The sequence below is a fragment of the Acinetobacter sp. NPDC052428 genome (assembly GCF_044547685.1).
GTDB classification, from domain to species: domain Bacteria; phylum Pseudomonadota; class Gammaproteobacteria; order Pseudomonadales; family Moraxellaceae; genus Acinetobacter; species Acinetobacter lwoffii_G.
Map to the genome: position 1 here is coordinate 19,733 of NZ_JBIUAT010000017.1, position 23,460 is coordinate 43,192.

Annotated in this window: 20 protein-coding genes; 11 read left to right on the forward strand and 9 right to left on the reverse strand. The window is 42.7% G+C overall.

All coding sequences use genetic code 11. The annotated features are described in order from the left end of the window. Positions 1-78: 78 nt before the first annotated feature. From ACIG3F_RS10255 to lipA, 3 genes are all read right to left on the reverse strand, one after another. Positions 79-471 carry a carboxymuconolactone decarboxylase family protein gene (locus ACIG3F_RS10255; RefSeq protein WP_219309751.1) on the reverse strand — a complete coding sequence of 131 codons (393 nt, stop codon included), beginning with the start codon at positions 469-471 and terminating at the stop codon, positions 79-81. A gap of 170 nt (positions 472-641) precedes the next feature. Then, the gene (locus ACIG3F_RS10260) at positions 642-3,146 is read right to left on the reverse strand and encodes an acyl-CoA dehydrogenase (RefSeq protein ID WP_396469988.1); all 2,505 of its coding nucleotides are present in this window, start codon (positions 3,144-3,146) and stop codon (positions 642-644) included. A 355-nt stretch (positions 3,147-3,501) separates the two neighbouring features. After that, positions 3,502-4,515, reverse strand: coding sequence for a lipoyl synthase (lipA, locus tag ACIG3F_RS10265; RefSeq protein WP_005246834.1), 1,014 nt, complete (start codon positions 4,513-4,515; stop codon positions 3,502-3,504). A gap of 213 nt (positions 4,516-4,728) precedes the next feature. On the opposite strand from lipA, the gene sthA reads away from it, so the two are divergent. Continuing rightward, positions 4,729-6,144 carry a Si-specific NAD(P)(+) transhydrogenase gene (sthA, locus tag ACIG3F_RS10270; RefSeq protein WP_004646501.1) on the forward strand — a complete coding sequence of 472 codons (1,416 nt, stop codon included), beginning with the start codon at positions 4,729-4,731 and terminating at the stop codon, positions 6,142-6,144. Between the two features lie 94 nt (positions 6,145-6,238). On the opposite strand, the gene ACIG3F_RS10275 is transcribed toward sthA, so the two are convergent. The 5 genes from ACIG3F_RS10275 to ACIG3F_RS10295 all read right to left on the reverse strand — a co-directional run bounded on the left by ACIG3F_RS10275 (position 6,239) and on the right by ACIG3F_RS10295 (position 10,584). Beyond that, positions 6,239-6,568, reverse strand: a complete 330-nt coding sequence (locus tag ACIG3F_RS10275) for a four-helix bundle copper-binding protein (protein ID WP_153566495.1) — start codon at positions 6,566-6,568, stop codon at positions 6,239-6,241. A gap of 280 nt (positions 6,569-6,848) precedes the next feature. After that, positions 6,849-7,814: a TauD/TfdA dioxygenase family protein gene (locus tag ACIG3F_RS10280; protein WP_396469989.1), complete on the reverse strand. Its 966-nt coding sequence runs from the start codon at positions 7,812-7,814 to the stop codon at positions 6,849-6,851. A gap of 178 nt (positions 7,815-7,992) precedes the next feature. Continuing rightward, positions 7,993-8,127 (reverse strand): hypothetical protein, encoded by a 135-nt coding sequence (locus ACIG3F_RS10285; RefSeq protein ID WP_396469990.1) that lies wholly within the window; start codon positions 8,125-8,127, stop codon positions 7,993-7,995. After that, a complete protein-coding gene (locus tag ACIG3F_RS10290; protein WP_396469991.1) occupies positions 8,120-9,334 on the reverse strand; it encodes an MFS transporter in 1,215 nt (404 codons plus the stop codon). Before ACIG3F_RS10290 ends, ACIG3F_RS10285 begins: the two co-directional genes overlap by 8 nt. Positions 9,335-9,489: 155 nt before the next feature. Further along, positions 9,490-10,584 carry an OmpW family protein gene (locus ACIG3F_RS10295; protein ID WP_253173303.1) on the reverse strand — a complete coding sequence of 365 codons (1,095 nt, stop codon included), beginning with the start codon at positions 10,582-10,584 and terminating at the stop codon, positions 9,490-9,492. A 450-nt stretch (positions 10,585-11,034) separates the two neighbouring features. Between ACIG3F_RS10295 and ACIG3F_RS10300 the strand changes: the two genes are divergently transcribed. Next, positions 11,035-11,214, forward strand: coding sequence for a hypothetical protein (locus tag ACIG3F_RS10300; protein ID WP_004646507.1), 180 nt, complete (start codon positions 11,035-11,037; stop codon positions 11,212-11,214). Positions 11,215-11,502: 288 nt separating this feature from the next. Here ACIG3F_RS10300 and ACIG3F_RS10305 read toward each other — a convergent pair whose 3' ends face one another. Beyond that, entirely contained in the window at positions 11,503-12,291 is a 789-nt protein-coding gene (locus ACIG3F_RS10305; RefSeq protein WP_253148484.1) for a hypothetical protein, read from the reverse strand. Positions 12,292-12,656: 365 nt separating this feature from the next. On the opposite strand from ACIG3F_RS10305, the gene uvrB reads away from it, so the two are divergent. The 9 genes from uvrB (at position 12,657) to proB (ending at position 23,434) form a co-directional block, all read left to right on the forward strand. Further along, positions 12,657-14,678: an excinuclease ABC subunit UvrB gene (gene uvrB, locus ACIG3F_RS10310; protein ID WP_396469992.1), complete on the forward strand. Its 2,022-nt coding sequence runs from the start codon at positions 12,657-12,659 to the stop codon at positions 14,676-14,678. Positions 14,679-14,823: 145 nt separating this feature from the next. Then, positions 14,824-15,411: a lipocalin family protein gene (locus ACIG3F_RS10315; protein ID WP_396469993.1), complete on the forward strand. Its 588-nt coding sequence runs from the start codon at positions 14,824-14,826 to the stop codon at positions 15,409-15,411. Between the two features lie 162 nt (positions 15,412-15,573). Further along, complete coding sequence (gene rarD / locus ACIG3F_RS10320) at positions 15,574-16,512, forward strand: EamA family transporter RarD (protein ID WP_396470004.1); 939 nt, start codon at positions 15,574-15,576, stop codon at positions 16,510-16,512. Between the two features lie 109 nt (positions 16,513-16,621). Next, positions 16,622-17,248, forward strand: coding sequence for a hypothetical protein (locus ACIG3F_RS10325; RefSeq protein WP_228719733.1), 627 nt, complete (start codon positions 16,622-16,624; stop codon positions 17,246-17,248). A gap of 57 nt (positions 17,249-17,305) precedes the next feature. Next, positions 17,306-18,352, forward strand: a complete 1,047-nt coding sequence (locus ACIG3F_RS10330; protein WP_228719734.1) for a hypothetical protein — start codon at positions 17,306-17,308, stop codon at positions 18,350-18,352. Positions 18,353-18,628: 276 nt separating this feature from the next. Then, positions 18,629-20,086 (forward strand): glyceraldehyde-3-phosphate dehydrogenase, encoded by a 1,458-nt coding sequence (locus ACIG3F_RS10335; RefSeq protein ID WP_396469994.1) that lies wholly within the window; start codon positions 18,629-18,631, stop codon positions 20,084-20,086. A 185-nt stretch (positions 20,087-20,271) separates the two neighbouring features. Continuing rightward, positions 20,272-20,646: a helix-turn-helix domain-containing protein gene (locus ACIG3F_RS10340; RefSeq protein WP_004279680.1), complete on the forward strand. Its 375-nt coding sequence runs from the start codon at positions 20,272-20,274 to the stop codon at positions 20,644-20,646. A gap of 409 nt (positions 20,647-21,055) precedes the next feature. Further along, positions 21,056-22,273, forward strand: a complete 1,218-nt coding sequence (gene cgtA / locus ACIG3F_RS10345; protein ID WP_005107385.1) for an Obg family GTPase CgtA — start codon at positions 21,056-21,058, stop codon at positions 22,271-22,273. A 27-nt stretch (positions 22,274-22,300) separates the two neighbouring features. Beyond that, positions 22,301-23,434: a glutamate 5-kinase gene (proB, locus tag ACIG3F_RS10350; protein WP_336019523.1), complete on the forward strand. Its 1,134-nt coding sequence runs from the start codon at positions 22,301-22,303 to the stop codon at positions 23,432-23,434. Positions 23,435-23,460 lie beyond the last annotated feature (26 nt).

Below are 23,460 nucleotides of genomic sequence, written 5' to 3' on the forward strand. Positions count from 1 at the left end.
CCGGATTTTTATTTCAATTACTCAAAATAGCCTAAGCTAATTTTAATATGACAAACTCAAACAATTTAAATAAATATCTTAATTTTGTTGATTCGTCTTATATTCCTGAATCACTTCAAGTGCAGCACGAAAGGCTTCCTGAGTCGCTGGTGCGCCGCAGTAAGGCAGGCTATGCAGCAGCACTTCCTGAATTTCCTCAACCGTTGCACCGTTATTTAGGGCACCTCGCACATGGCCTTTCAGTTCAGTGGGACTTTTTTGAGCAGTCAGAAATGCAATGGTAATTAAGGAGCGATATTTACGTGGTAATACACCTTCACGTTGCCAGGTCGAACCCCAGGCATGTTCATTAATCCAGTCCTGTAATGGTTGGCTAAAAGGCACGGTATTTTCCTGAGCACGTTTTACAAAGCTTTCACCCATCACTTCAGTACGGACTTTCAGGCCATTTTCATAATCTTGTTGTGACATTGTTTACCCTCAATTTTTTATAGAGTTAGATTAGTACTTTTAATCTGAAATACCATCGTGCAATAGTCGTAAAAAAAGTGGCTGAAAAGCCACTTATGAAGCTTCCAAAGTGAGGTATTGAAACATGGCTCCACTCTGGAATTTATGACACCTTTGATCAAAAGTTTGATTTAAGGTGATACTGAGTGTGAAGGATCAGTTTGCACTGAAGTATCGGTACCTGTAGCATCTTCCTTGATGAGATACGGATTCTCAAGCTCTAATACCTCATTCAAATGCAGATCGAATACATCGGTCAACATGCTGTCATAACGGCGCGCATTATAGTGCAGCAGTTTTTCTGCTTCCTGATCATTAATAAAGCCTTGTAGCTGTGCATCTGCCACATGCTCTGCAAAGCTTAAACCCTTGAACTGATCTTTATTCTCTGCCTTTTTAAAGCGATCCCAAAGTTGTTCAATGTCCAGCAACATGGTGAAAGTGGATTCCATACGGCCGGTGACATCATTTTCATGAGTATTGTAATAGACATGCTTTTTTAAGACCTGACGGAATGCATTGTCTTCCATCATACTGTTCGCAACCTGCTGTTTCAGCTGGTCTGATGGTTTCTGTACTGGACGGCCAAATGGGAAACATAACAGTTTGACCATGCTTGCTGCTGTACCTACCGGGAAGTTAGCAAACAGATCAAAAAATGCTTCTTGCGCCGTATACAGAGATTTTTCTACCGCAAGCTGTGCATGCAAACGCTCATCTTCAGTCTTTTTGCTATGTTCAAAATATTTCAGAATCGAGGAAGCAATAAACAGATGTGCATGAATATCGGCCAGACGACCCGAAAGCATTTCCTTACGCTTGATATCACCTGCAAGTAAACCTAGACACATATCCGCAGTTAAAGCAAAGTTGGCACTCAGCCGGTTAATCACTTTGTAATAAGGACGGGTAAAGTCAACCGCACTTTGCGGCGCAGCGCTTGAGCCACCTGTAAAGGCATAGGCAAAGGAGCGGGCAGTCCGGTTAAAGGTGTAACCCAAATGCTTAAACAGCAAGTTATCAAAAGGATTTAGAGCGGCTGCCGGATCTTCTGCCTGCAAGAGCTGTAATTCCTCATAAAGATAAGGATGGCAACGCATTGAACCCTGTCCAAAAATCATCAGGGAGCGACTGAGAATATTCGCACCTTCCACGGTAATGGAGACTGGAATCGCCTGATAATAAGGCGCCACAAAGTTACGCGGACCCATCTGAATGGCGCGGCCACCGACCACATCCATACCGTGATTGACCACTTTACGCATGCCTTCTGTCGCATAATATTTGGCAATCGCTGTCATTACGGCAGGCTTGCCGCCCTGATTCAGACCACAGGTGACCAGATAACGGAAAGCCTCCAGCATATAGGTATCACTGGCGATTTCACTATTGGCTTCCTGAACACCCTCAAACTTACCAACTGAAATTTTGAACTGCTGACGGATGCGAGAGAAAGCGCCGACATTTAAATAAGTCATTTCTGAAGTAGAAGTAGACAGCGCTGGTAGGGAAATACCACGACCAACCGCCAGACATTCCATTAGCATGCGCCATCCTTTACCGGCATTTTTGACGCCACCAATAATCCAGTCCAGAGGAATAAACACATCTTTACCTTCAACCGTACCATTCATAAATGGTGGTCCGGGGTTATGCCGTGGTCCCACTATTACGCCTTCATGACTGGCAGGGAGCAGGGCACAGGTAATGCCATATTCAGTCTGATCACCCAAAAGATGATCCGGATCATACATTTTAAAGGCCAAGCCTACGACTGTCGCAATTGGAGCTAACGTAATCCAGCGTTTGGAAAAATTCATTCTCAGGCCTAAGACTTCCTGACCTTCAAACTGGCCATAGCAGACCACGCCCGTATCAGGAATCGCACCAGCATCGGAACCGGCCTCCGGACTGGTCAAACCGAAACAGGGAATTTCTTCGCCTCGCGCCAGACCCGGCAGATAACGGTCTTTCTGTTCTTCGGTACCATAATGCAGTAACAGCTCGCCTGGTCCGAGTGAGTTCGGTACCATACAACTCACGGCTGTGGTCAGAGATCGCGAAGCAATCTTGCTCATCACCCGACTTTGGGCAAAGGAGCTAAAGGCACGACCGCCGTATTCTTTGGGAATAATCAGGCCTAAGAAACCATGTTCCTTAATATATTGCCAGACATGATCAGGCAGCGCTTTCTGCTCATGGATTTCCCATTCATCCAGCATGCTGCACAAGGTCTCAACCTCATTGTCCAGAAAAGCTTGTTCTTCTAGCGATAATTTGGGATAGGGATAACTGTTAAAGGTTTCCCAGTTCGGTGCACCCATAAACAGTTCTTTTTCCCACCAGCTGGTTCCGGAGTCCAGTGCTTCACGTTCTGTCGGGCTGATACTCGGCATGGCATTGGCCAGTGCTTTATAGGCCGGTTTAGAAATGAACGACATACGTAAAGGGTCGATCATCACCACAAGGCTAATCAGGATCAGCGGAATGCCGAGAATAAGTGACCATGGGCTAATAAAGGCACAGACTACTGACATGACAATTAGTGCAATTGCACCCGCGCTACGGGAGAGCTGAAAATAGAAAACCGCCCATAAACTAAGTAATAGCAGTAGTACAGCAAATATAAATAGCATTGTTATAGTTCTCCAGATTTATACAACGCTGCCTGTGCCGAGATCTCATAGAATTTTTGTCACAGTTCATTCATTTTTTTTGTCGCTTGAGGATCGGACAGGTTCAGCATTGCACGTGTGAGAATGATCGTTTTCAAGTCTTGCAACGATATTTTTAAATCTTTCATCTATTTTTGAGATTGTTTGAAAAATGCTCAGTCTTCAAGTGAGAACGCGCAAAGAAATGTGAAGATAAGTAATGACTTAATCTTATCTAAAATAAAAAATGGGGTTTAACACTCAGTAAAGATTTAAATTGAAGAGATAAAAAAGCCCTCTACAAGAGAGGGCTTTTATTTCATTAGTTTAAACAGGATTAAGCTTCAATGGCCTGAACTGCAATTTTTTTGGCAGGATCCACTTTACGACGCACTGCTGGTACAGGTTCGCCGTAGTATTGGCGGTCGGCAAAGTAGCTTGAACGAACCATTGGTGCTGCCCAGATATTACGGAAGCCCAGTTTTTGGCCATGTTCGGTATAACGCTCGAATTCTTCAGGTGTTACGAAGCGGTCAATCGCTGCATGTTCTTTTGAAGGCTGCAAATACTGACCAATCGTCACATAATCCACGCCATGCGCATGTAAATCATCAAGCAGAGCAAGCACTTCTTCTTCAGTTTCACCAATACCGACCATGAGACCACATTTGGTTGGTACGTCCGGGCAGTATTCTTTAAACATTTTTAGCAGGTTTAAAGAGTGCTGATAGTCAGAACCTGGACGCATGGCTTTATATAAACGCGGTACAGTTTCGATATTGTGGTTAAACACATCTGGCGGACATTCAGTCATGATACGCAGCGCGATATCCATACGGCCACGGAAGTCCGGCACCAGAATTTCGAGTAAGGTATTTGGGCTTAGAGCACGTGCTTCTTTAATACAATCGACAAAATGCTGTGCACCGCCATCCAGTAAATCATCACGGTCTACCGAAGTGATTACCGCATATTTCAAACCCAGGTTGGCAATGGTCTCAGCCATATGACGCGGTTCATCTGCATCCAGTGCATTTGGACGGCCATGAGCCACATCACAGAATGGACAGCGACGGGTACAGATATCACCCATAATCATAAAGGTCGCAGTACCGCCACCAAAACATTCAGGCAGGTTTGGACAGGCGGCTTCTTCGCACACCGTATGTAATTTTTGCTGACGTAATGTGGTTTTAATACGTTGAACTTCTTCAGGTGCCGCCATTTTCACCCGGATCCAGTCCGGCTTGCGTGGCGTTTCAACCGTAGGAACAACTTTTACAGGAATGCGGGCAACTTTTTCCGCACCGCGAAGTTTGACGCCCTGTTCAGGTTTACGGTTTTCAGACATATTCAACTTTTCCACTGTTTTTGAAGGGGGAGATACTCAAAGATAGCGCAGTTATTATAACGGACTTCGTTCTAAATAGGGCAAAAAGGGGTATTCATTTAAAAAATGTTCTTATCAAGCAATATATGTGAGTTAAATACACCAAATCAACAGGATTTACGTCATAATAAGAGTGTAGATTAAAGTGAATTTTTTAATTTTGAGGAGCGTTGAATGCCACGTAAAAAAGAGGTCGTTAGTGGGACTTTCGTTAAATATGATGCGGTAGTTCTAGGTTCGGGCCCTGCGGGCGAAGGCGCGGCAATGAAACTTGCCAAATCTGGTAAGCGTGTTGCAATCGTTGAGATGCGTGAACAGCTGGGTGGTAACTGTACCCATGTCGGTACGATTCCAAGTAAAGCATTGCGTCAAACAGTATCCAGTATTATCCGTTATCAACGTGATCCACTGTTTCAAAAAGTTGGGGACTGGAAGCAGTTCACTATGAAGCAAGTGTTGCGTCATGCACATAAAGTTATTCAACAACAAGTAGATACACATTCACGTTTCTACGACCGCAATAAAATTGATATTTATCATGGTCGTGCCTACATTCAGGATCAAAATACCATTTTTGTATTTAACCCAGATGGCATTAAAGAAACGCTGATGTTTAAGCAACTGGTCATTGCCAGCGGCTCGCGTCCATATCGTCCAGACATTCTTGATTTTAATCATCCACGTGTATTTGATTCAGACAAAATTCTGGATCTGGACTATTCCATCCAGAAAATCATCATTTATGGCGCAGGTGTAATCGGTTGTGAATATGCCTCGATCTTTATTGGTTTGGGACATAAAGTTGACCTGATCAACACCCAACACAAACTTTTAAGCTATCTGGATGATGAAATCTCTGATGCGCTGTCTTATCACTTGCGTGAACAGGGTGTGCTGATTCGTCATAATGAACAGATCGACTTTTTAGAAACATTTGACGACCATGTGGTGATGCACACGCAAAGCGGCAAGAAAATTAAAGCCGACGCGATTTTGTGGTGTAATGGCCGTTCAGGCAATACCGATGGTCTAGGCCTTGAAAATGTCGGCCTGAAACCGAACAGCCGTGGTCAATTGACTGTGAATGATCAATATCAGACTGAAGTAGAAAATATCTACGCTGCCGGTGATGTAATCGGTTGGCCTTCGCTAGCCTCTGCTGCCTATGACCAAGGTCGTTGCGCAGGTGCCAACATGAGCGGCGAGAAAGACGTTGCGCCGGTGACTGATATTCCAACTGGGATTTATACCATTCCTGAGATTTCTTCGATTGGTAAGACTGAACAGCAGTTGACGGAAGAAAAGATTCCGTATGAAGTCGGTCAGGCATCGTTCCGTCATTTGGCACGTGCACAGATTACCGGTGATACTATGGGCGAATTAAAGATTCTGTTCCATCGCGAAACACTGGAAGTTTTGGGGGTACATTGCTTCGGTAATAATGCCTCTGAAATTATCCATATTGGTCAGGCAGTCATGAACAGCCCGAACAATACGATCAAGTACTTTGTAGAAACCACGTTTAACTATCCGACCATGGCGGAAGCTTACCGTGTAGCAACGTTAAATGGTATGAATCGTTTATTCTAAGTGAGATATTTGACTTAGATAGAAAACCGCAAGTCTTCACTTGCGGTTTTTTATTGGAAGTGATTAAGTCAGTCAAGTTGATCAAATTGAATTTTTAAGCCGCCATTTTTCGGCATTCTTCAGCACAGCGGCGGCATGCTTCGGCACATTGCTGACAATGTTCATGTTGGTGTTGGCCACATTCTTCTGCACAGTAGTCACATGCTTTTGCGCAAAGTTCACATATCTCATGCATGAATGGAGACTGCTTTTGTTCCATACGGGCACACAACTGACAGATATCTGCACAGTCCAGACAGCGCTGGATACACTCCCGCATCATCTCCAGATCTTCTTCTTTAAGACAGGCACTGGCACAGTTGGCACAGGCCAGGGAACAGTTCATACAGGTTTGAACACAATCTGAAAATTGAAGCTGATTCATTGTCGTTTCCTCTTTCCATAGGTTTGTTGCTGATTTTCTAATAAGCTAAGCAGAAAAAGGAAAATACACTAGGTAGATTAGGTGAGGAAAAGTAAACAGCTACTTTGTTTTGTTAGAGATCTACTGGATCATGAACGATAGTTGGAATTAATTTTTTTTATTTGAAAATAAAAAACCATTGAGGCGGTCAAAGTCTCAATGGTGGAAGATCGACATGATGAATCGTAATTTTTGAAGGGTTAAACTAGCTCTACCTTTCTCGTTATTCTTGTTTTTATTATTAAAACGGACGGCTACCCGCCAGACTGATGCGTTTTAATAAACGGCGCTGATCAGCCGGGAATGGACGGCGTGAGTGCAAAGTCACCTGATTATCCCAGAACACGATATCGCCAATTTCCCAGTGATGTTCATAAGCGAACTCAGGTTTTGAAATATGCTCACGTAATTTTGCGATCAGTTGACTGCCAGCCTGATCATCATAATTGACCAGTTCGACTTCGGTATGCGTATTCAGCCAAAGTGCTTTACGACCGGATTCAGGATGAGTGCGCACCAGTGGATGTGGATAGGCATGACTTAATATGGGCTGATCTTTAAAGCGATACAGCGGGCTATTGCCATAACCTTGATCATCAGCCTGATCTCTGGTTTTTTGACGGCGCACGAAAGGGTTATAAGTAATCAGTTGCAGCTGATCAATCTGTGCTTTGGTTTCTTTATTGAATGCATCATAGGCTTTAATGGTGTTGATCCAGCTAGTCTGCCCGCCGTCCTGAGGCAGTTCAATTGCATACAGAAGGGAACCAAAAGAAGGTAGGGGTGTCCATTGATGATCGGCATGTGGAGTGAGTTCACCATGCCCGGTATAATCTCCATGACCGACGGCATTGGAAACCGGCACGACATCGGGTGGAACACCGCTATCGGACTGCGCAGCCAGTACCGGCGTATCTGCACTTGGACGGAAAATGGAACCGAAATAGGTAGAAAATGCCAAGTACTGTAAATCATCCAGACTTTGCTGCTTAAAGATCAAAATCAGATGCTCGGCCAGTGCCTGTTTTAATTTCAGAATGGTTTCGGATGATTGGGCTTTACGGGCATCCAGACCATAGACCACTGCGCCTAAGGCCTGACCGGTTTGCGGTACAATCTTGATTTCATCCGGATGTTGCAATTGATCTTGCTGATGCCAGCGTGGAGCATCATGAATCGCTTGTGAAAGTTGGGTTAAGCTGGTCATTATAAAGTCTCAGAATTTTCTTATTGATCAAAATCTAAGAAAATTCCGGGCTGAAATAAAATAAAAAGAAATGATAAGTTTATGAATAATCTAATATTTTTACTATTCAGTTGATTTTAAAACATTTAACTTATTGTGCGATGGATTGCGCATTTTCTGCTGAGGATATTCCAGCAGTTTAGTATGCGCAAAAAGCCTGATTAAAATATTCAAACAGCTGAGGGGTTTGAAACCACAGTCCAATCGACAAAGCCAGTAAAAGCAGGATTGCCACCACAATCGAGAGTTTGAGTTTCAACAGAGAATCAGTCATGGACGATTTGCTCCTCATTGACCCAGAAATGCACCAGTACGCCAAAAATGCTGAGGACAATGGATAGCATCCACACCGCATTATAATTGCCGCTCAAATCATGGTTGACTCCACCGAGCCAGCCACCGAAAAACGAGCCAACCTGATGGGTGAAAAATACAATACCACTGAGCATGGTCAGATATTTCACCCCGAACATATTGGCCACAATGCCATTGGTCAGCGGAACGGTCGATAACCAGAGTAATCCCATAATGACACCAAAGCTATAGACTGTCCATGTGCTGAGAGGCAGCATGAGAAAGGCAATAATCGCAATTCCACGCAGGGCATATAATCCCATTAGCAGATGCGGTTTGGAATATTTTCCACCGAGCCAGCCAGCCGTATAGGTGCCTACCACATTAAACAGACCCACTAAGGCTAAGAAAATCGTACCGGTTGTGGCATTAAAGCCATGATCAATTAGATAGCCTGGTAGGTGGATACCAATAAAAACGACCTGAAAACCACAAACAAAAAAGCCCATGGCCAGAAACCAGAAGGGTTTATGATTTTTCACCACCACCAGAATCTGTTTAAAACTGAGTGAGACTTTATTGGGGGTAGAGGCTGCATTGGGATGAACATACATCGGTGCTTTCAGCATCCAGGCCAATGGCACAATCAGGGCAATCAGAATGGCACTGACTACTAACGCTGCTGACCAGCCAACATTCTGTAATAGCAACAGGGTCGAAGGCAGCATGATAAACTGACCAAAAGACCCGGCCGCACTGGCAATTCCCATCGCCAAACTGCGCTTTTCTGGTGGGGCAGCACGCCCGACCGCAGATAATAAGACCGGAAATGAAGTGGCAGACAGGGCTAGACCTAAAATTAAACCGACACTCAGATTTAGCAGTAAGCCGGTCGAGCTAACTGCCATCAAGAGTAGACCGATAGTATATAAGGCTCCGCCTACAGCCACCACAATCTTGCTGCCATATTTATCAGCAAATGCCCCGGTAATCGGTTGAACTGCACCCCAGATCAGGTTTTGTATAGCAATGGCCAGGCTAAAAACATTATGACCCCAGCCAAATTCTTCGCTCATCGGCACCAGATACAAGCCAAATGCATGACGTACACCCAATGACAGTGCCAAAATGATGGCAGAGCCAATCAGCATAAAAATAAGAGCTTTGGAAAATTGACTGTCAGCCATACGTCATTCATGCCTATAAAGTTGATATGTATAGTATTCGATTCAAGCAATAGAGGCGATTAAATTAATATTGATCAAAAGATAAATTTTTTTTATCAATATTTTAAACCTAAAAAAACGGCCGAAGCCGTTTAATCAAATATCGGGTTTCAAACTTAGAAACGCATCCCGATCCCGGCATAGGCCAGAATCGGATTGACTTCAATATCGGCTTTAGAGCGAATCAGTTCACCTAAATTTGCATCTGTCACCGTAATTGTCGTGTCATTTTTCAGATGTGCATAAGATACTGAACCGACTGCAAACCAAGTGTCATTAAAGTCATAGCTAAAGCCGACCGTGGCCACAGGCGCGAAAGCATCGGATGCTTCCAGATCAACTTTCGGATTGGCTGAACTTGGCGTACCATCTAGAGAAGCACCAGCTTTTCCTTCCTTAATATTGGCAATCATATGTCCTGCAGCAATCAGGTCCTGCTCGGTACGTGAGTTAATTTCCAATTCATTGAAATAGGCATACATCACACCTAAGCCGACATAAGGCCGGAATTTATTGACCCCTGTTTTACCAAAGTGATACTGGAATTCAAAGGCAGGTGTCCAGGCGCGGGCAGAGGCGGCCGGCCCATAAGCTTCCAGATCAGTAATGAGAATATCATTTTTTAATTCAATGCCGGGTAAATCAATTCCACCTGGAATTTGTGGAATCAAATCAAGACTTGGAGTCGCAAGCGCAGAGAAAGGAGCATAAATTTTACCACTGCCTTGCAAGTCTACTTTAGGTGGAATGCCGGCTTTCATTTCAAAAGAAATATTATCGGTAAAATAGTAATTGGTCATGATGCCTAAAGTGGTGACATCATCCGCTTCCAGGCCAGTACCAGGATTATTCCAGCTTTCCAGTCCATAAATTTCAGCTCGCCCACTGAGCGCTGCAGGCAGTGTTTCTGTACCAAGTCGATCCAGAATATTAACAAAAACAGAGGAAAGATTTGGGTCCATGTCTGGATCAAGATTATTTTTCACAGAGTCAATTGAGATATCACCTACTTGTGATGTTTCGCCTTCTTTAACAGCAGTATTCACTTTAAAGGGCTGGGCCTTGCCTTGCGGCATCACATGCAATGCACCGACTGATACCGAGAAACGCTTAAAGCCATCTCCATCTTGCAAGCTAAAATAAGGGGAATCTGCATGCGCGACCATAGGTAAAGTGGCTAGGCCTGCCATACATGCCAGCAATGTTTTCATTGATTTGGAACTCCATGTCCAGTGTGTTTATTCGTTTTTCTAGTTAACTAATTATGTGAATTACATTAAAAAATTCAGTTATAGAACAACAGGTCAAAAGTCAATCGATGGTTAATATTGGTAATTTCTGTATATTTTTTGTTTATATCTCTTGAGTTTTAAGAAATGTATAGTGTGTAAAAATCATTATTTTTATCTGACTAGCTTAAGTATAAAAATGAAGGAAATTTACTCTTGAGAGCGTTAAAATTTCAATCCTATGAATTTTTATCATGGAAGATATAGATGAGAGTTTAGGTAAATTTTAGGCTGCATTGATGCAAGCATTTATCATTATGGGATGATTTTTTATTTTTAAAAAACAATAGTATATGAATTTATCCAAGATCCTGCTACCCAGTCGACTGAGTTTTTTTGTACAATAGCTGCATATATTATTGAGTGAATCACATGAGCACCCAAACTCCTCCCAAAAAAAAGCCCTTGGTTAATTTACCTTTCCCGATCAAACAAGCAGAGCAAAATGCTGCAGAAGAAGTTCTGGAAGATTTAAGACCAAGACCACAGCGTTATGCTGACCGTACTTGGATGCCACCACGTGGCACTCGCCGTTCAATGGGCAAACGCTAATTGATCAGACTCAAAAAGCTATGATAAATCATGGCTTTTTTGTGGAAGTTTTTAGGGAGTTGGTGAGCAATATTTGATTTATTTTTCGAGCAAATAGAAAATAGTGCTCTAATTTATCCAAATCTTTTTTCAATTCTATTTTTAATAAAGTAAACGAAATATTTAAGCTCTCTAAATGCCAATCAAAATAAAATCCAGACCTGATGGATTTCATATTCAACATATTAGCCGTCCAGAAAAAAAGCCAATTCAAACATTGGCTTTTTTTTGAAAGATATGTTGATAGCACTAACGAATGCTTTTACGCGCTTTATTTTCCGGTTTCGGTGGCGCGATTTCTCGCTCGCCTTGCCAGACATCAATAAAATCTTTCTCGTTAATATTATAAAGTTCCAGTAGCGCTAAAATCACGCCTCCAAACAGCATGGCACCTTCTGAATGGCTCTGAAAGTCGACCAGCTTGGTATTTAGGTTGTGCAGGATATCTTCAATTTCAAAGACACGTTCCCGCCCATTGCTGTCGGTCGGATAGATCTGGGTATTTAAAATAATTCTCGCCAGGCTTTTTTCATTTTCGGTCAAAGGCAGTTCTTCCATCAATTCATCGCTGGCCGGAGTTAAAATGACGGAATCGCGGAATATGGTGTGTAAAAAATTTGCGCTTAATTTTGGCAGGGGCTTTTCGACAAAAGGACGGAAAGATTGCGGGAAAATGACATTGCGTGAGATGCCTTTAAACATCGGTGCAATTTCCTCGACCTTATAACCTGCGATCCCACAGCCTAAGGAAGTAATAAAATATTTATTTTTAGGATGATTTTTGGTGTAAATCTTAAAGTCATCAATATAGTGCTGGATTTGTGAGAGCGGCATTTGTTGTAAATGTTCGTTCATGGTAGGAATGGCATAGCTCTGACCCGCCCAGCCACGACCCACGCCCATGACTGCACCAAAATGCTCAAGTGCCGTTCTGGCAGCTCCACCACCGTGTTGTCCAGCCAGGTTGCTGCCAAAAACAAAAACCGTATTTTCCGGAAGGGATTTAACAATACTTTCATCGTGATAGTGGTAAGTCATAATTGTCGATTCTAGGCCATCCTGATCTTCATGTTGCCCGTGAAATGAAAAGGGGTCAAGGCATTATTCTGCAGCGTTATCCAAACAGATAAGTCAATAATCCACCCATACGCCAAAATACGATGCCGAGTACACCCAAATAAAGCTGCTGGCTGAAAATGCTTGGTTTTTTCTGTATTTATTCCCTTTGTAACTGTATATTTTTTTGATGATTTTTCAAACTAGAGAGTGAGTCAAGCGCTAACAAATAATGAATACTAATATTGTTTTATTTTACCAAACAGAAACCTAAGCAGGGATTGAGTAATTCCAATTTACCCTCATAATAAATCAAATCTATATCCGCAGCGAAGTCAGCGAAAGCTATGAGTGATAAAAAACCCTTTGAATTAGTGACCAGTTATCAACCAGCAGGTGATCAGCCGCAGGCCATTGCAAAGCTGGTTAAAGGCATTGAACAGGGTTTTCATGATCAGCTTTTACTGGGGGTTACCGGGTCTGGTAAAACCTATACCATGGCTAATGTCATTGCACAGACCCAGCGTCCGACTATTGTCATGGCACATAACAAAACCCTGGCTGCGCAGCTCTATGGCGAATTTAAAGCATTCTTCCCGAATAACGCCGTTGAGTATTTTGTCAGTTATTATGATTATTATCAGCCCGAAGCCTATGTACCATCTTCAGATACTTTTATTGAGAAAGATGCTGCAATTAATGACCATATTGACCAGATGCGTCTTTCCGCGACCCGGTCATTATTAGAACGTCGTGATGCGATTATTGTCGCTTCGGTGTCTGCTATTTATGGTTTGGGTGATCCGAATGCTTATATGAGCATGTTGCTGCATGTGGTGGAAGGCGATCGCATTGGCCGTGCTGATATTATTCGCCGTCTGGTCGAGATGCAGTACTCGCGTAACGAACTGGAATTCCTGCGCGGTACTTATCGTATTCGCGGTGAAATTATTGATATTTTTCCGGCAGAATCGGATCAGGATGCGATCCGGATTGAACTGTTTGATGATGAAGTTGACTCTATTCGCTGGTTTGATCCGCTGACCGGGAAAATGGTTCGTAAAGTGCCTCGCGTCACTATTTATCCTAAAAGCCATTATGTTACACCTAAAGACAATTTATCCCGCGCGATTGAAACCATCCGGGACGAACTCAAAGAGCGCCTGGTGTTCTTCCGTGAAAATGACAAATTGCTGGAAGCACAGCGCATCGAGCAGCGCACACGCTATGATCTGGAAATGATGCAACAACTGGGTTATACCAACGGCATTGAAAACTATTCGCGTCATTTATCTGGCCGTCCTGCGGGTGAAGCGCCACCGACCTTGTTCGATTATATTCCTGATGATGCCTTGCTGATTATTGATGAATCGCATGTGACGGTGCCGCAGATTGGCGCCATGTATAAGGGCGACCGTTCGCGTAAGGAAAATCTGGTGAATTACGGATTCCGTTTGCCAAGCGCGCTGGATAACCGGCCGATGAAATTTGAGGAATGGGAACGTATTGTGCCGACGACTGTTTATGTTAGCGCAACGCCCGCACGTTACGAGCTGGAAAAATCCCAGCAGATTGTCGAACAGGTGGTACGTCCGACCGGTCTGATCGATCCGGAAATTGAAATCCGTCCAGTTTTGACGCAGGTCGATGATGTGCTTTCCGAAATTAATTTGCGTAAAGATATTAATGAGCGGGTGTTGGTCACAACCTTGACCAAGCGCATGGCCGAAGACTTAACCTCTTATTTGAAAGAATACGGGATTAAGGTCGCTTATTTACACTCCGATATCGATACCGTCGAGCGAGTCAAAATCATTCATGAACTGCGTACCGGGGTGCATGATGTACTGGTCGGGATTAACCTGCTGCGTGAAGGGCTAGATATGCCGGAAGTGTCACTGGTTGCCATTCTTGATGCAGATAAAGAAGGATTTTTACGTTCCGAGCGCTCTCTCATTCAGACCATTGGCCGCGCTGCGCGTAACCTGAAAGGGAAGGCGATTCTGTATGCAGACCGAATCACTGATTCGATGCAGAAAGCGATTGATGAGACGGATCGTCGTCGTGCCAAGCAGATTCAGTTTAATGAAGAACATGGCATTACGCCGCGCAGTGCAGTGCGTCAGGTGATCAAGGAAATTGATACTGGTGAAGTATTGGATGATGATTCAATTGAATTGAAAGTCTCGGATCAGGCACGTGCGATCAGTGCCGATGAGCGGCATATCATGGCAGATCCGAAAATGTTTGCGAAACACATTAACAAGCTTGAAAAGGAAATGCTGAAAGCTTCCAAAGAGCTTCAGTTTGAGCAGGCTGCGCGTATGCGTGATGAAATTGTGCGTTTAAAAGCCCAGATGTTTGATTGATTTTTGTTGCATTAAATCTTATTTAAATGACGTAAAATCAATCACAAACCAAACATAATGTAACAAATTTAGGAATTGGATAAAGCTATTGTATGAACAGAATTTTTTTAAATAAATATTTTGTGAACATGCAATAGGTATCTTTATGACAACTCAAAAATCTTCACGTACTGGATTAAAGCTGGCAAAAATTGCGGTGGGTAGCGCGGTTCTTCTCGGTTTGGGCGCCGCTACTATGGCTTATGCGAAAGAGGAGACATTACCGACCATTGAGAAAGTTGAACTGGATCGTTATCTAGGTACCTGGTACGAAGTGGCACGCAAGCCTTTGTATTTTCAAAATAAGTGTGATCGTGATGTCACAGCGACTTATACTTTAAATGAAAATGGCAATATCGTGGTGGATAACCGCTGCATTAAAAAAGATGGTGGACAAACCCAGTCATTGGGCGAGGCATTTGTGCAAAATCCACCGCAGAATACCAAGCTAAAAGTCAGTTTCTTACCAGACTTTATTCGCTGGATTCCGGTCGCTCGTGGCGATTATTGGGTTTTAAAACTGGATGAAAATTATCAAACTGTTCTGGTCGGTGAGCCAAAACGTAAATATATGTGGATACTCTCACGTGATCCGCAATTGGATAAAAATGTGGTGAATGAATATTTACAATATGCACAGTCTGTCGGTTATGACCTGAGTGATGTAATTCATACCAAACAAACTCAAAGATAAAAATATCGTCTTAATGGAAACCATGCTACGGCATGGTTTTTTATTTTATGTGTCGAAAGACAATCTAAAATTGAAAGATAGCTACATTTTAAATAGATGAAGCATCAAGCTTTCTAGTGTACTAATCGTTATAATGCCGGCGAATGAAAGTAGAGTTTGACTATGTATAAAGGCATCGCGTTATCTGTCTTGGCCTCTGTGGTTTTTGGAGTGCTCTATGTATTTACGCCTTTTTTACAGCCTTTAGATAGTGAACAGACCTTTGCCTGGCGCATGCTGGCAACCTTGCCATTCCTAACAGCCTTCATGTGGTGGTCGGGTGATCTGAAACATATCAGCAGTATTTTTAAGCGGGTATTACGACAGCCTTCATTTTTGATCTGGTTGCTGATTAGTTCGCTGTTATGTACTACACAATTGTGGTTGTTTTTATGGGGCCCTATCAATGGGCGTGGCCTCGAAGTCTCACTCGGTTATTTTCTCCTGCCTCTGGTGATGGTGCTGGTCGGCTGTGTGCTTTATAAAGAAAAATTATCATCCTTCCAGATGGTTGCTGTTGCTCTGGCAGTTTTGGGAGTAGGACATGAAATCTGGCGGATCGGTTCAATCGCATGGGAAACTGTTTATGTCGCTTTAGCTTATCCACTTTATTTTTTTATGCGGCGTAAATTCGCGACCGATCATCTTGGTGGATTCTGGTGGGATCTATTTCTGATTTTGCCGGTGGCATTTTATTTGGGCTTTATCTATAGCGATTCCATGCCGCTTATATTGAATCATTCCCACTTGATTCTGGCAGTTCTTGGATTAGGCTTTTTAAGTGCGCTCGGTTTGGGTAGTTATATTTTGGCCAGCCGATATTTGCCCTTTGTGATCTTTGGGTTATTAAGTTATCTGGAGCCGGTACTGCTTGCTTTTGCCTCGATGGCACTGGGTGAGCGTGTGGAATCAGGTGAATGGCTGACCTATATTCCAATCTGGTTGGCTGTTTTACTGTTGATTGTGGAAGGAATATTGCATTTAAAACAGCAGCAGCTGAAAAAAAATGAGCTGGCAAATAAAGCTGCACAGCTAGAAAAAATCAGAAAAAATAATGAATAATGTGGTTTGCATAAGCATTATATTCGTCAGACAATATTGACCTGATTATTTTTAAAATCATCTACCATTTTGTTTAAAATAATGTTTTCGATATATTAAGGGGATAAACATGTCACAGATTGCGATTCCATATCAGTTACGTGCACGTTTATCACAACTGGAACCAAGTCTGGATTTAAATTGGGAGCGAGAGCTTCGTACTATTCTGGCAGAAGTTTCACCCGAATTAAAAGAAAGTATTGATTTTCAAATTTTAAAGCCCAAGAAAATTCTTTGGGATCAGGAAATGGATCAATACCGCTATCAGGCTCAACATTCGGTAGAACGTCTTAGCCAAAAATTTCTCAATGACCGGATGCGTTACTATGCCAGTACCTTTGGCTTGTCACTGAAAAGTTTGCAGGGTTTGAATGATAGCTTGCAAATTGCGGACTACTTAGAAAACGTACTTGAACAAATCGATAAAATTGACGTCAATGAAAATTTTCAGATGCAGCGTGAAAAGCTGGAACTGCGTCGTACATTTTTATTAAATGCTGCTGAGATTATTCGTGGTCTTCGCTTACAGCCGGTTGAAGGGGTGCGTCAGCTTACCGAACAGCAAATCAAATGCTTTATTATTGAAGTTTTTATCAAGCAGCAATTGTTGGGTTATTGGTATAAGCCGCTATTAAAAAAACAGACTGCAGAAATGACGCATCCACTTTTCCGTTATTTCCTCATTAAAGAGCAGTAGATTCGTCATTTTGATATTGTCCGTACCTCGCAATTTCTATTTATCGTTGCGCCGGTGATGGATGTGCAGCAAAACTCGTATTCTATTCGTCGTTTCCTGATTGAAGAAAAAGGTGCACTTGAAGATCAGGTCTATCTGAATATCCTGATTCTGGACTTGCAGGATGACATGGATGAAGCGGTGGTAGAAACCCTGAAATCACAGATGCAGCGGATGGTGACTTTACAGAGTCAGATTCATTTGGATGTAACCGACATTGTGCATACACTGGAACAGGTGTCTGAACAGAAGTTATTACCTTTACTGGTTGAGCCCATTCACGTTGTAGAGAAAAATGCCGATGTGGTGGCACAACGTCACTTGAAACAGTTTGAAGAAATTATGACGCGTGAATTGCTTTTGCCGATGCGGGATGCCATTCGTGATCATTTATCGCATATTGAAGAGTTTGATTATCTGTATCTGCATGTCCATAAAATATTTACAGAAATTCTGGCCTATTACCGCGATTTCAAGTCCCAGCCGGGTTTCATGTTTAATCAGTACATCCAGAATTTTGAATATAAGCTGCTGGCTTTTATCCGTTTACTGGAAAAGCGTAAAGCGGAAACCTTTATTCCTACCTACCGTAATGAATGGCAAGTCATGCATCAGCGTTCACAGCAGGCTGTTTTGGATATTCAAAATACGATTTCTGAAAATGTACAGCAATACCGGGATCTGAAAAAATATATTAATACACTGCAGCGGCAAAAAGTGGATGAAGAGAAAAAATCCGTATTTAAAAAGTTATGGCGTAAAAATAATTTCGATGAGGCAATTGATACCGCGCTCAACCAATTACAGCAGTTAAAGCGCAGTATGTTTCTGGAAATTATTCAGGTGCCAAGAACACATGAAAACTGTAGTGTATTTCTGGAATTTGAAAGTTTGCAGCATTTGCAGCAGGTTGATCGCCACTATGCTTTTCCCTCTGGGGATAATGGCCTGACCCGTTTACCTTTGCTTATTCACTTGCCCGAAACCTATGATGATTTCGATGTAGAAAACTTCAATGCCTCCATGAGTCTGGACATGAATTTTTCAGCAGGGAGTAGAATCTAGCCTGAACAGGGCGGGACGCTAAATTTTGAAATTTAGATTTGTTTGAATAAACAACATTTAACAAATTTGTGTCAGGTACTGAAAAATAGTGGTCTTTAGCATTTTCGGATGCAAAATCATTCAGCTAATTACAACTATTTTTGAAATTTATAGTGAATATACGTTAAAAACCACCCGTCTCAACGAGCTTTTGATTCAAACTTGCGGCCAATTCCATTACAATTGTCGGGTTTAGAAATTTATGCTTAGATTTACAATTAATTAGAGGACGTATCTGTGAGCAAAGACACTATTGTTGCCCTCCATGCAGAACACCAAGGTCGCTGGAAAAACCGTGAAGAACTTGCGGAACGTATGATTGCCCTTGTTGGCCAGTTATATCGTGAAAAAAATATTGTAGCTACAGTTTATGGTCGCTCTTTAATTAACCGCTCTGTGATTCAGATTTTGAAAGCACACCGTCGTACTCGCGTACTAGACGTTGAACTTTCTGTAGTTGATACTTTCCCAATTCTTGAAGCATTGGTGAAAGTAGACAACATCGGTTCTGCTGAAGTTGATCTGGGTAAACTTGCTGTTGAATTTAAAGAAAAAGGCGGCGACATCGATGCATTTGTTGCAGACGCTGTTAAATCGATCGAAGGTAATGCTGCTGCTGTAGAACATAAAGATGTGGTTCTTTATGGTTTCGGTCGTATTGGTCGTATCCTGGCGCGTTTGATGATTGGTCAATCAGGTCTGGGTCGTGGTCTTAGCCTAAAAGCAATCGTTGTTCGTAAATCATCTGATGGTGATTTGGAAAAACGTGCTTCTTTACTTCGTCGTGACTCTATTCACGGTCCATTTGCAGGCACAATTTCTGTAGATGAAGAAAACGAAGCAATCATTGCCAACGGTAACTTCATCAAAGTGATTTATGCTTCTAATCCTTCTGAAGTAGATTACACTGCATACGGTATCAACAATGCACTTGTGATCGACAACACAGGTAAATGGCGTGATGCTGAAGGTCTTGCTCAACACCTTAAATGCCCGGGCGCTGCTCGTGTGATTCTGACTGCACCTGGTAAAGGTGACATGAAGAACGTAGTTTACGGTGTAAACCAAGCTGACATCCTTGATGAAGATACGATCATCTCTGCTGCAAGCTGTACGACTAATGCCATTACACCTACGTTGAAAGTATTGCATGACAAATACACAGTATTGAATGGTCATGTTGAAACAGTTCACTCGTTCACGAACGACCAGAACTTGATCGACAACTACCATAAAGCTGACCGTCGTGGTCGTGCTGCTACACTGAACATGGTCATTACTGAAACTGGCGCAGCGAAAGCAGTAGCGAAAGCGCTTCCAGCTCTTCAAGGTAAATTGACAGGTAACTCTGTACGTGTACCTACACCAAACGTATCTCTTGCGATTCTTAACCTGACTTTAGGTCAAGACGTTGATCGTGATGAAGTGAACGAATACATTCGTCAGATTTCAATCGGTTCTAGCCTGCAAGGTCAAATTGGTTATACCAACTCGACTGAAGTGGTATCTTCTGACTTTATCGGTTCACGCACTGCAGGTGTATTTGACGCGCAAGCAACGATCACTTCAGGCAACCGTTTAACTGCTTATGTTTGGTACGATAACGAAGTGGGTTATAGTTGCCAAGTATTACGTATTGCTGAACAAATGGGTGGCGTAAGCTATCCAAAAATTCCTGCTGAAACTAATGCATAATTAGTATTTAGCTAAAAAAAGAGCCTCATTTGAGGCTCTTTTTTTATGATTTTTTTATTTAAAGCAGACTTTTTAATCTAATAAGAATCAATAAATCTGCTTGCTGGCAAAATATTAATCTGATAACTTACAAAGAGTAAGTATATTAAAATGAGTAAGTAATAAAAAATATTGCGAGAAATAGTATGACAAATTATGCAATCAGCCCATTATTAGGTCAGGTTTTATCAACTGAATGTCCATCACGTGAAATATTGGAACACCTTGCCAATAAATGGTCGGTCTTGGTTTTGCGTTGTTTAAGTGAAGGGGTGCATCGTTTCAGTGAACTGAAACAGCGCATTGAAGGGGTAAGTGAAAAGATGTTGTCCCAGACTTTAAAAATGCTGGAGCAGGATGGTTTTATTCTCAGAACAGTTTATCCGGTGGTGCCGCCAAAAGTGGAATATCAATTGACGATTACCGGTTCACAAGCGGCTGAAAAAATCATGTATTTAATTGGCTGGATTGAAAAAAGTCTGCCAGATATTTTAGAACATAAACAAAATGTTATTAAATAGTTTTCATTAAATGGCAGGAATGCAGTGTTTGTGAAAATACAAAATTTGGACTTATCTTGGTTTATATAAAATACTGATTTTAAAAGGTGTCTGCATCAGAATATCTTCTTGTGAACACGGCTTTTGAAAAATTTACTCCTCTATAAATTATTTTAAAAATCATTAAGAAATTCACAAAAAGAATTTCCAAAATAGGGGATAGTACTAGGGCAAAAGCGCTTGATTTCCTACCACTTCTTTTCCATCTTTTAAGTATTCTTTTTCCAAATCTATGCCTTGAATAGATCAAATAAACTTGGTGAGAAAACGACTAACTAAGATTTATGGGATTGCTGCATAATTCTATTCGAGAAATTCTTTAAAATATGGCAGAATATGGGGTTTTAAAAGTTTTTAGAGGATTGGCAATATGCGCTTTGTTGATGAAGCAGTCATTACCGTAGAGGCTGGCGACGGTGGCAATGGCGTAGCCAGTTTTCGCCGTGAAAAATTCGTGCCATTTGGTGGTCCAGATGGTGGTGATGGTGGTCGTGGCGGCAGCATTTATATTCAGGCTGACGACGACACCAGTACGCTAGTTGATTATCGTTATACACGTAAATATCGTGCAGAACGAGCAAAAAATGGCCGTGGGGCGAACTGTGCTGGTCGTGGCGGTGAAGATACCGTATTAAAAGTTCCGGTAGGAACAACAATTGTAGATGTTGAGTCTGGTGACATTATTGGCGACTTGATCGAAGACGGTCAACGCGTGAAAGTTGCAGCAGGCGGTGATGGTGGTTTAGGTAATACCCACTTTAAATCATCGACCAACCGTTCACCACGTAAGTGTACGCATGGTCAAAAAGGCGAATTCCGTGAAATCCGTCTAGAGCTTAAAGTTCTGGCAGATGTCGGCTTGCTGGGTATGCCAAATGCGGGTAAATCAACCTTCATTCGTGCTGTATCAGCGGCAAAACCAAAAGTTGCAGATTATCCATTTACCACCATGGTGCCAAATCTGGGTGTGGTCGATGCTGACAGTCACCGTTCATTCGTGATGGCGGATATTCCAGGTCTGATCGAAGGTGCATCTGAAGGTGCAGGTCTTGGGATTCGCTTTCTGAAGCATTTGGCGCGTACCCGTATCTTGTTGCATATAGTTGACGTACAACCGATTGATGGCTCAGATCCGGCACATAATGCCAAAGCAATTATGAAAGAGTTAGAAAACTTCTCCCCAACGCTTTCAAAACTGCCGATCGTATTGGTGCTGAACAAAGTCGATCAGTTGGCCGAAGAAACCCGTGAAGAATGGTGTACCCATATTCTTGAAGAATTGCAGTGGGAAGGGCCGGTTTTTGAAACTTCTGGCTTAACGGCTGAAGGCACCAAAGACGTGGTTTACTACCTGATGGATCAGATCGAAGAGCAACGTGAACGCGAAACTGAAGATCCAGAATATGCAGCAGAAATGAAAGCATTCCGTGATCAGCTTGAAGCTGAAACACGAGAACAAACCATCGCTGCAAAAGAAGCGTATCGTGAGATGCGTCGTCAGCAACGTCTTGCCGGTATTCTAGGCGATGACGAAGATGATGAAGATGGCGATGATGATAGTGATGTGGAAGTGTACTACGTACGCTAATCTCTGAGAGAAGAGTCTGAGGACAAGATGATAGAAGTGGTAGATGGGCAGCGTCAGCTCAAGGGTTGTAAACGAATCGTTGTTAAAATCGGATCATCTTTACTCACAGCAAACGGACAAGGTTTAGATTTAGATGCCATCTCGCATTGGGCGGGACAAATCGCAGATCTACACAATGCAGGACACGAGATTATTTTGGTGTCTTCCGGTGCTGTGGCTGAAGGTATGGTGCGAATGAAACTTGAGAATCGACCCACCGATCTACCCAGTCTTCAGGCTTGTGCTGCCATCGGTCAAATGGGCCTGATTCATACCTGGTCAAGCGTACTTGAGAAACACCAGATTCGAACTGCGCAGGTATTGTTAACCCATGATGATCTGGCAGATCGTCGTCGCTACCTCAACTCATGTGATGCCTTACAGAACCTGATTGATTGGCGCGTGATTCCGGTGATTAATGAAAATGATACCGTGTCTACTGACGAAATTCGCTTTGGTGATAACGACACGCTTGCTGCCATGGTGGCTGGTCAGGTGCATGCAGATCTTCTGATTATCTTAACGGATCAGGAAGGGATGTTTGACTCAGATCCGCGGTCTAATCCGGATGCCAAACTGTTCCATACTGTACGTGCGATGGATGAAAGTCTGTTTGATATGGCCGGTGGCGGTGGTAAGTTTGGTCGTGGTGGTATGCTCACCAAAGTTCGTGCTGCACGTCTGGCCGCAAAATCGGGTTGTCCGACCTTAATTGCAAGCGGTGATAGTGATGGGGTTTTATCACGTCTGATGGCTGGCGAATTGTTAGGTACCTTGTTTGTCACTGACAAAGACCGGATGACAGCGCATCAGCAATGGTTGGCGGCTCACTTGCAAACCGCAGGTCGTTTGGTGATTGATGATGGTGCAGTAAAAGCTATTAAAGACAATCATCGCAGCTTATTGCCTGTAGGGGTGAAAGCGGTTGAGGGCCATTTCGAACGCGGTGATGTGGTTGAATGTGTCGACACACAAGGTCACCGGATTGCGGTCGGTCGTGTTAATTTTAGTTCGCGTTCGGCCGATATTGTCCGTGGTCTGGCATCAGATAAAGTGCATCAAGTTTTGGGTGAAGCTCGTTCACTAGAAATGATTCATCGCAATCATATGGCGATCTACTAAGTTATTCAGATTCAAGTTTAGAGATT

Bases quoted from the DNA above. Each gene is read 5' to 3' on its own strand.
- ACIG3F_RS10290 (WP_396469991.1), bottom strand. From the start codon at position 9,334: ATGGCTGACAGTCAATTTTCCAAAGCTCTTATTTTTATGCTGATTGGC.
- ACIG3F_RS10305 (WP_253148484.1), bottom strand. From the start codon at position 12,291: ATGACTTACCACTATCACGATGAAAGTATTGTTAAATCCCTTCCGGAA.
- ACIG3F_RS10255 (WP_219309751.1), bottom strand. From the start codon at position 471: ATGTCACAACAAGATTATGAAAATGGCCTGAAAGTCCGTACTGAAGTG.
- sthA (WP_004646501.1), top strand. From the start codon at position 4,729: ATGCCACGTAAAAAAGAGGTCGTTAGTGGGACTTTCGTTAAATATGAT.
- ACIG3F_RS10295 (WP_253173303.1), bottom strand. From the start codon at position 10,584: ATGAAAACATTGCTGGCATGTATGGCAGGCCTAGCCACTTTACCTATG.
- ACIG3F_RS10260 (WP_396469988.1), bottom strand. From the start codon at position 3,146: ATGCTATTTATATTTGCTGTACTACTGCTATTACTTAGTTTATGGGCG.
- cgtA (WP_005107385.1), top strand. From the start codon at position 21,056: ATGCGCTTTGTTGATGAAGCAGTCATTACCGTAGAGGCTGGCGACGGT.
- rarD (WP_396470004.1), top strand. From the start codon at position 15,574: ATGTATAAAGGCATCGCGTTATCTGTCTTGGCCTCTGTGGTTTTTGGA.
- ACIG3F_RS10300 (WP_004646507.1), top strand. From the start codon at position 11,035: ATGAGCACCCAAACTCCTCCCAAAAAAAAGCCCTTGGTTAATTTACCT.
- ACIG3F_RS10315 (WP_396469993.1), top strand. From the start codon at position 14,824: ATGACAACTCAAAAATCTTCACGTACTGGATTAAAGCTGGCAAAAATT.
- ACIG3F_RS10285 (WP_396469990.1), bottom strand. From the start codon at position 8,127: ATGACTGATTCTCTGTTGAAACTCAAACTCTCGATTGTGGTGGCAATC.
- ACIG3F_RS10330 (WP_228719734.1), top strand. From the start codon at position 17,306: ATGGATGTGCAGCAAAACTCGTATTCTATTCGTCGTTTCCTGATTGAA.
- ACIG3F_RS10340 (WP_004279680.1), top strand. From the start codon at position 20,272: ATGACAAATTATGCAATCAGCCCATTATTAGGTCAGGTTTTATCAACT.
- ACIG3F_RS10325 (WP_228719733.1), top strand. From the start codon at position 16,622: ATGTCACAGATTGCGATTCCATATCAGTTACGTGCACGTTTATCACAA.
- uvrB (WP_396469992.1), top strand. From the start codon at position 12,657: ATGAGTGATAAAAAACCCTTTGAATTAGTGACCAGTTATCAACCAGCA.
- ACIG3F_RS10280 (WP_396469989.1), bottom strand. From the start codon at position 7,814: ATGACCAGCTTAACCCAACTTTCACAAGCGATTCATGATGCTCCACGC.
- proB (WP_336019523.1), top strand. From the start codon at position 22,301: ATGATAGAAGTGGTAGATGGGCAGCGTCAGCTCAAGGGTTGTAAACGA.
- ACIG3F_RS10275 (WP_153566495.1), bottom strand. From the start codon at position 6,568: ATGAATCAGCTTCAATTTTCAGATTGTGTTCAAACCTGTATGAACTGT.
- lipA (WP_005246834.1), bottom strand. From the start codon at position 4,515: ATGTCTGAAAACCGTAAACCTGAACAGGGCGTCAAACTTCGCGGTGCG.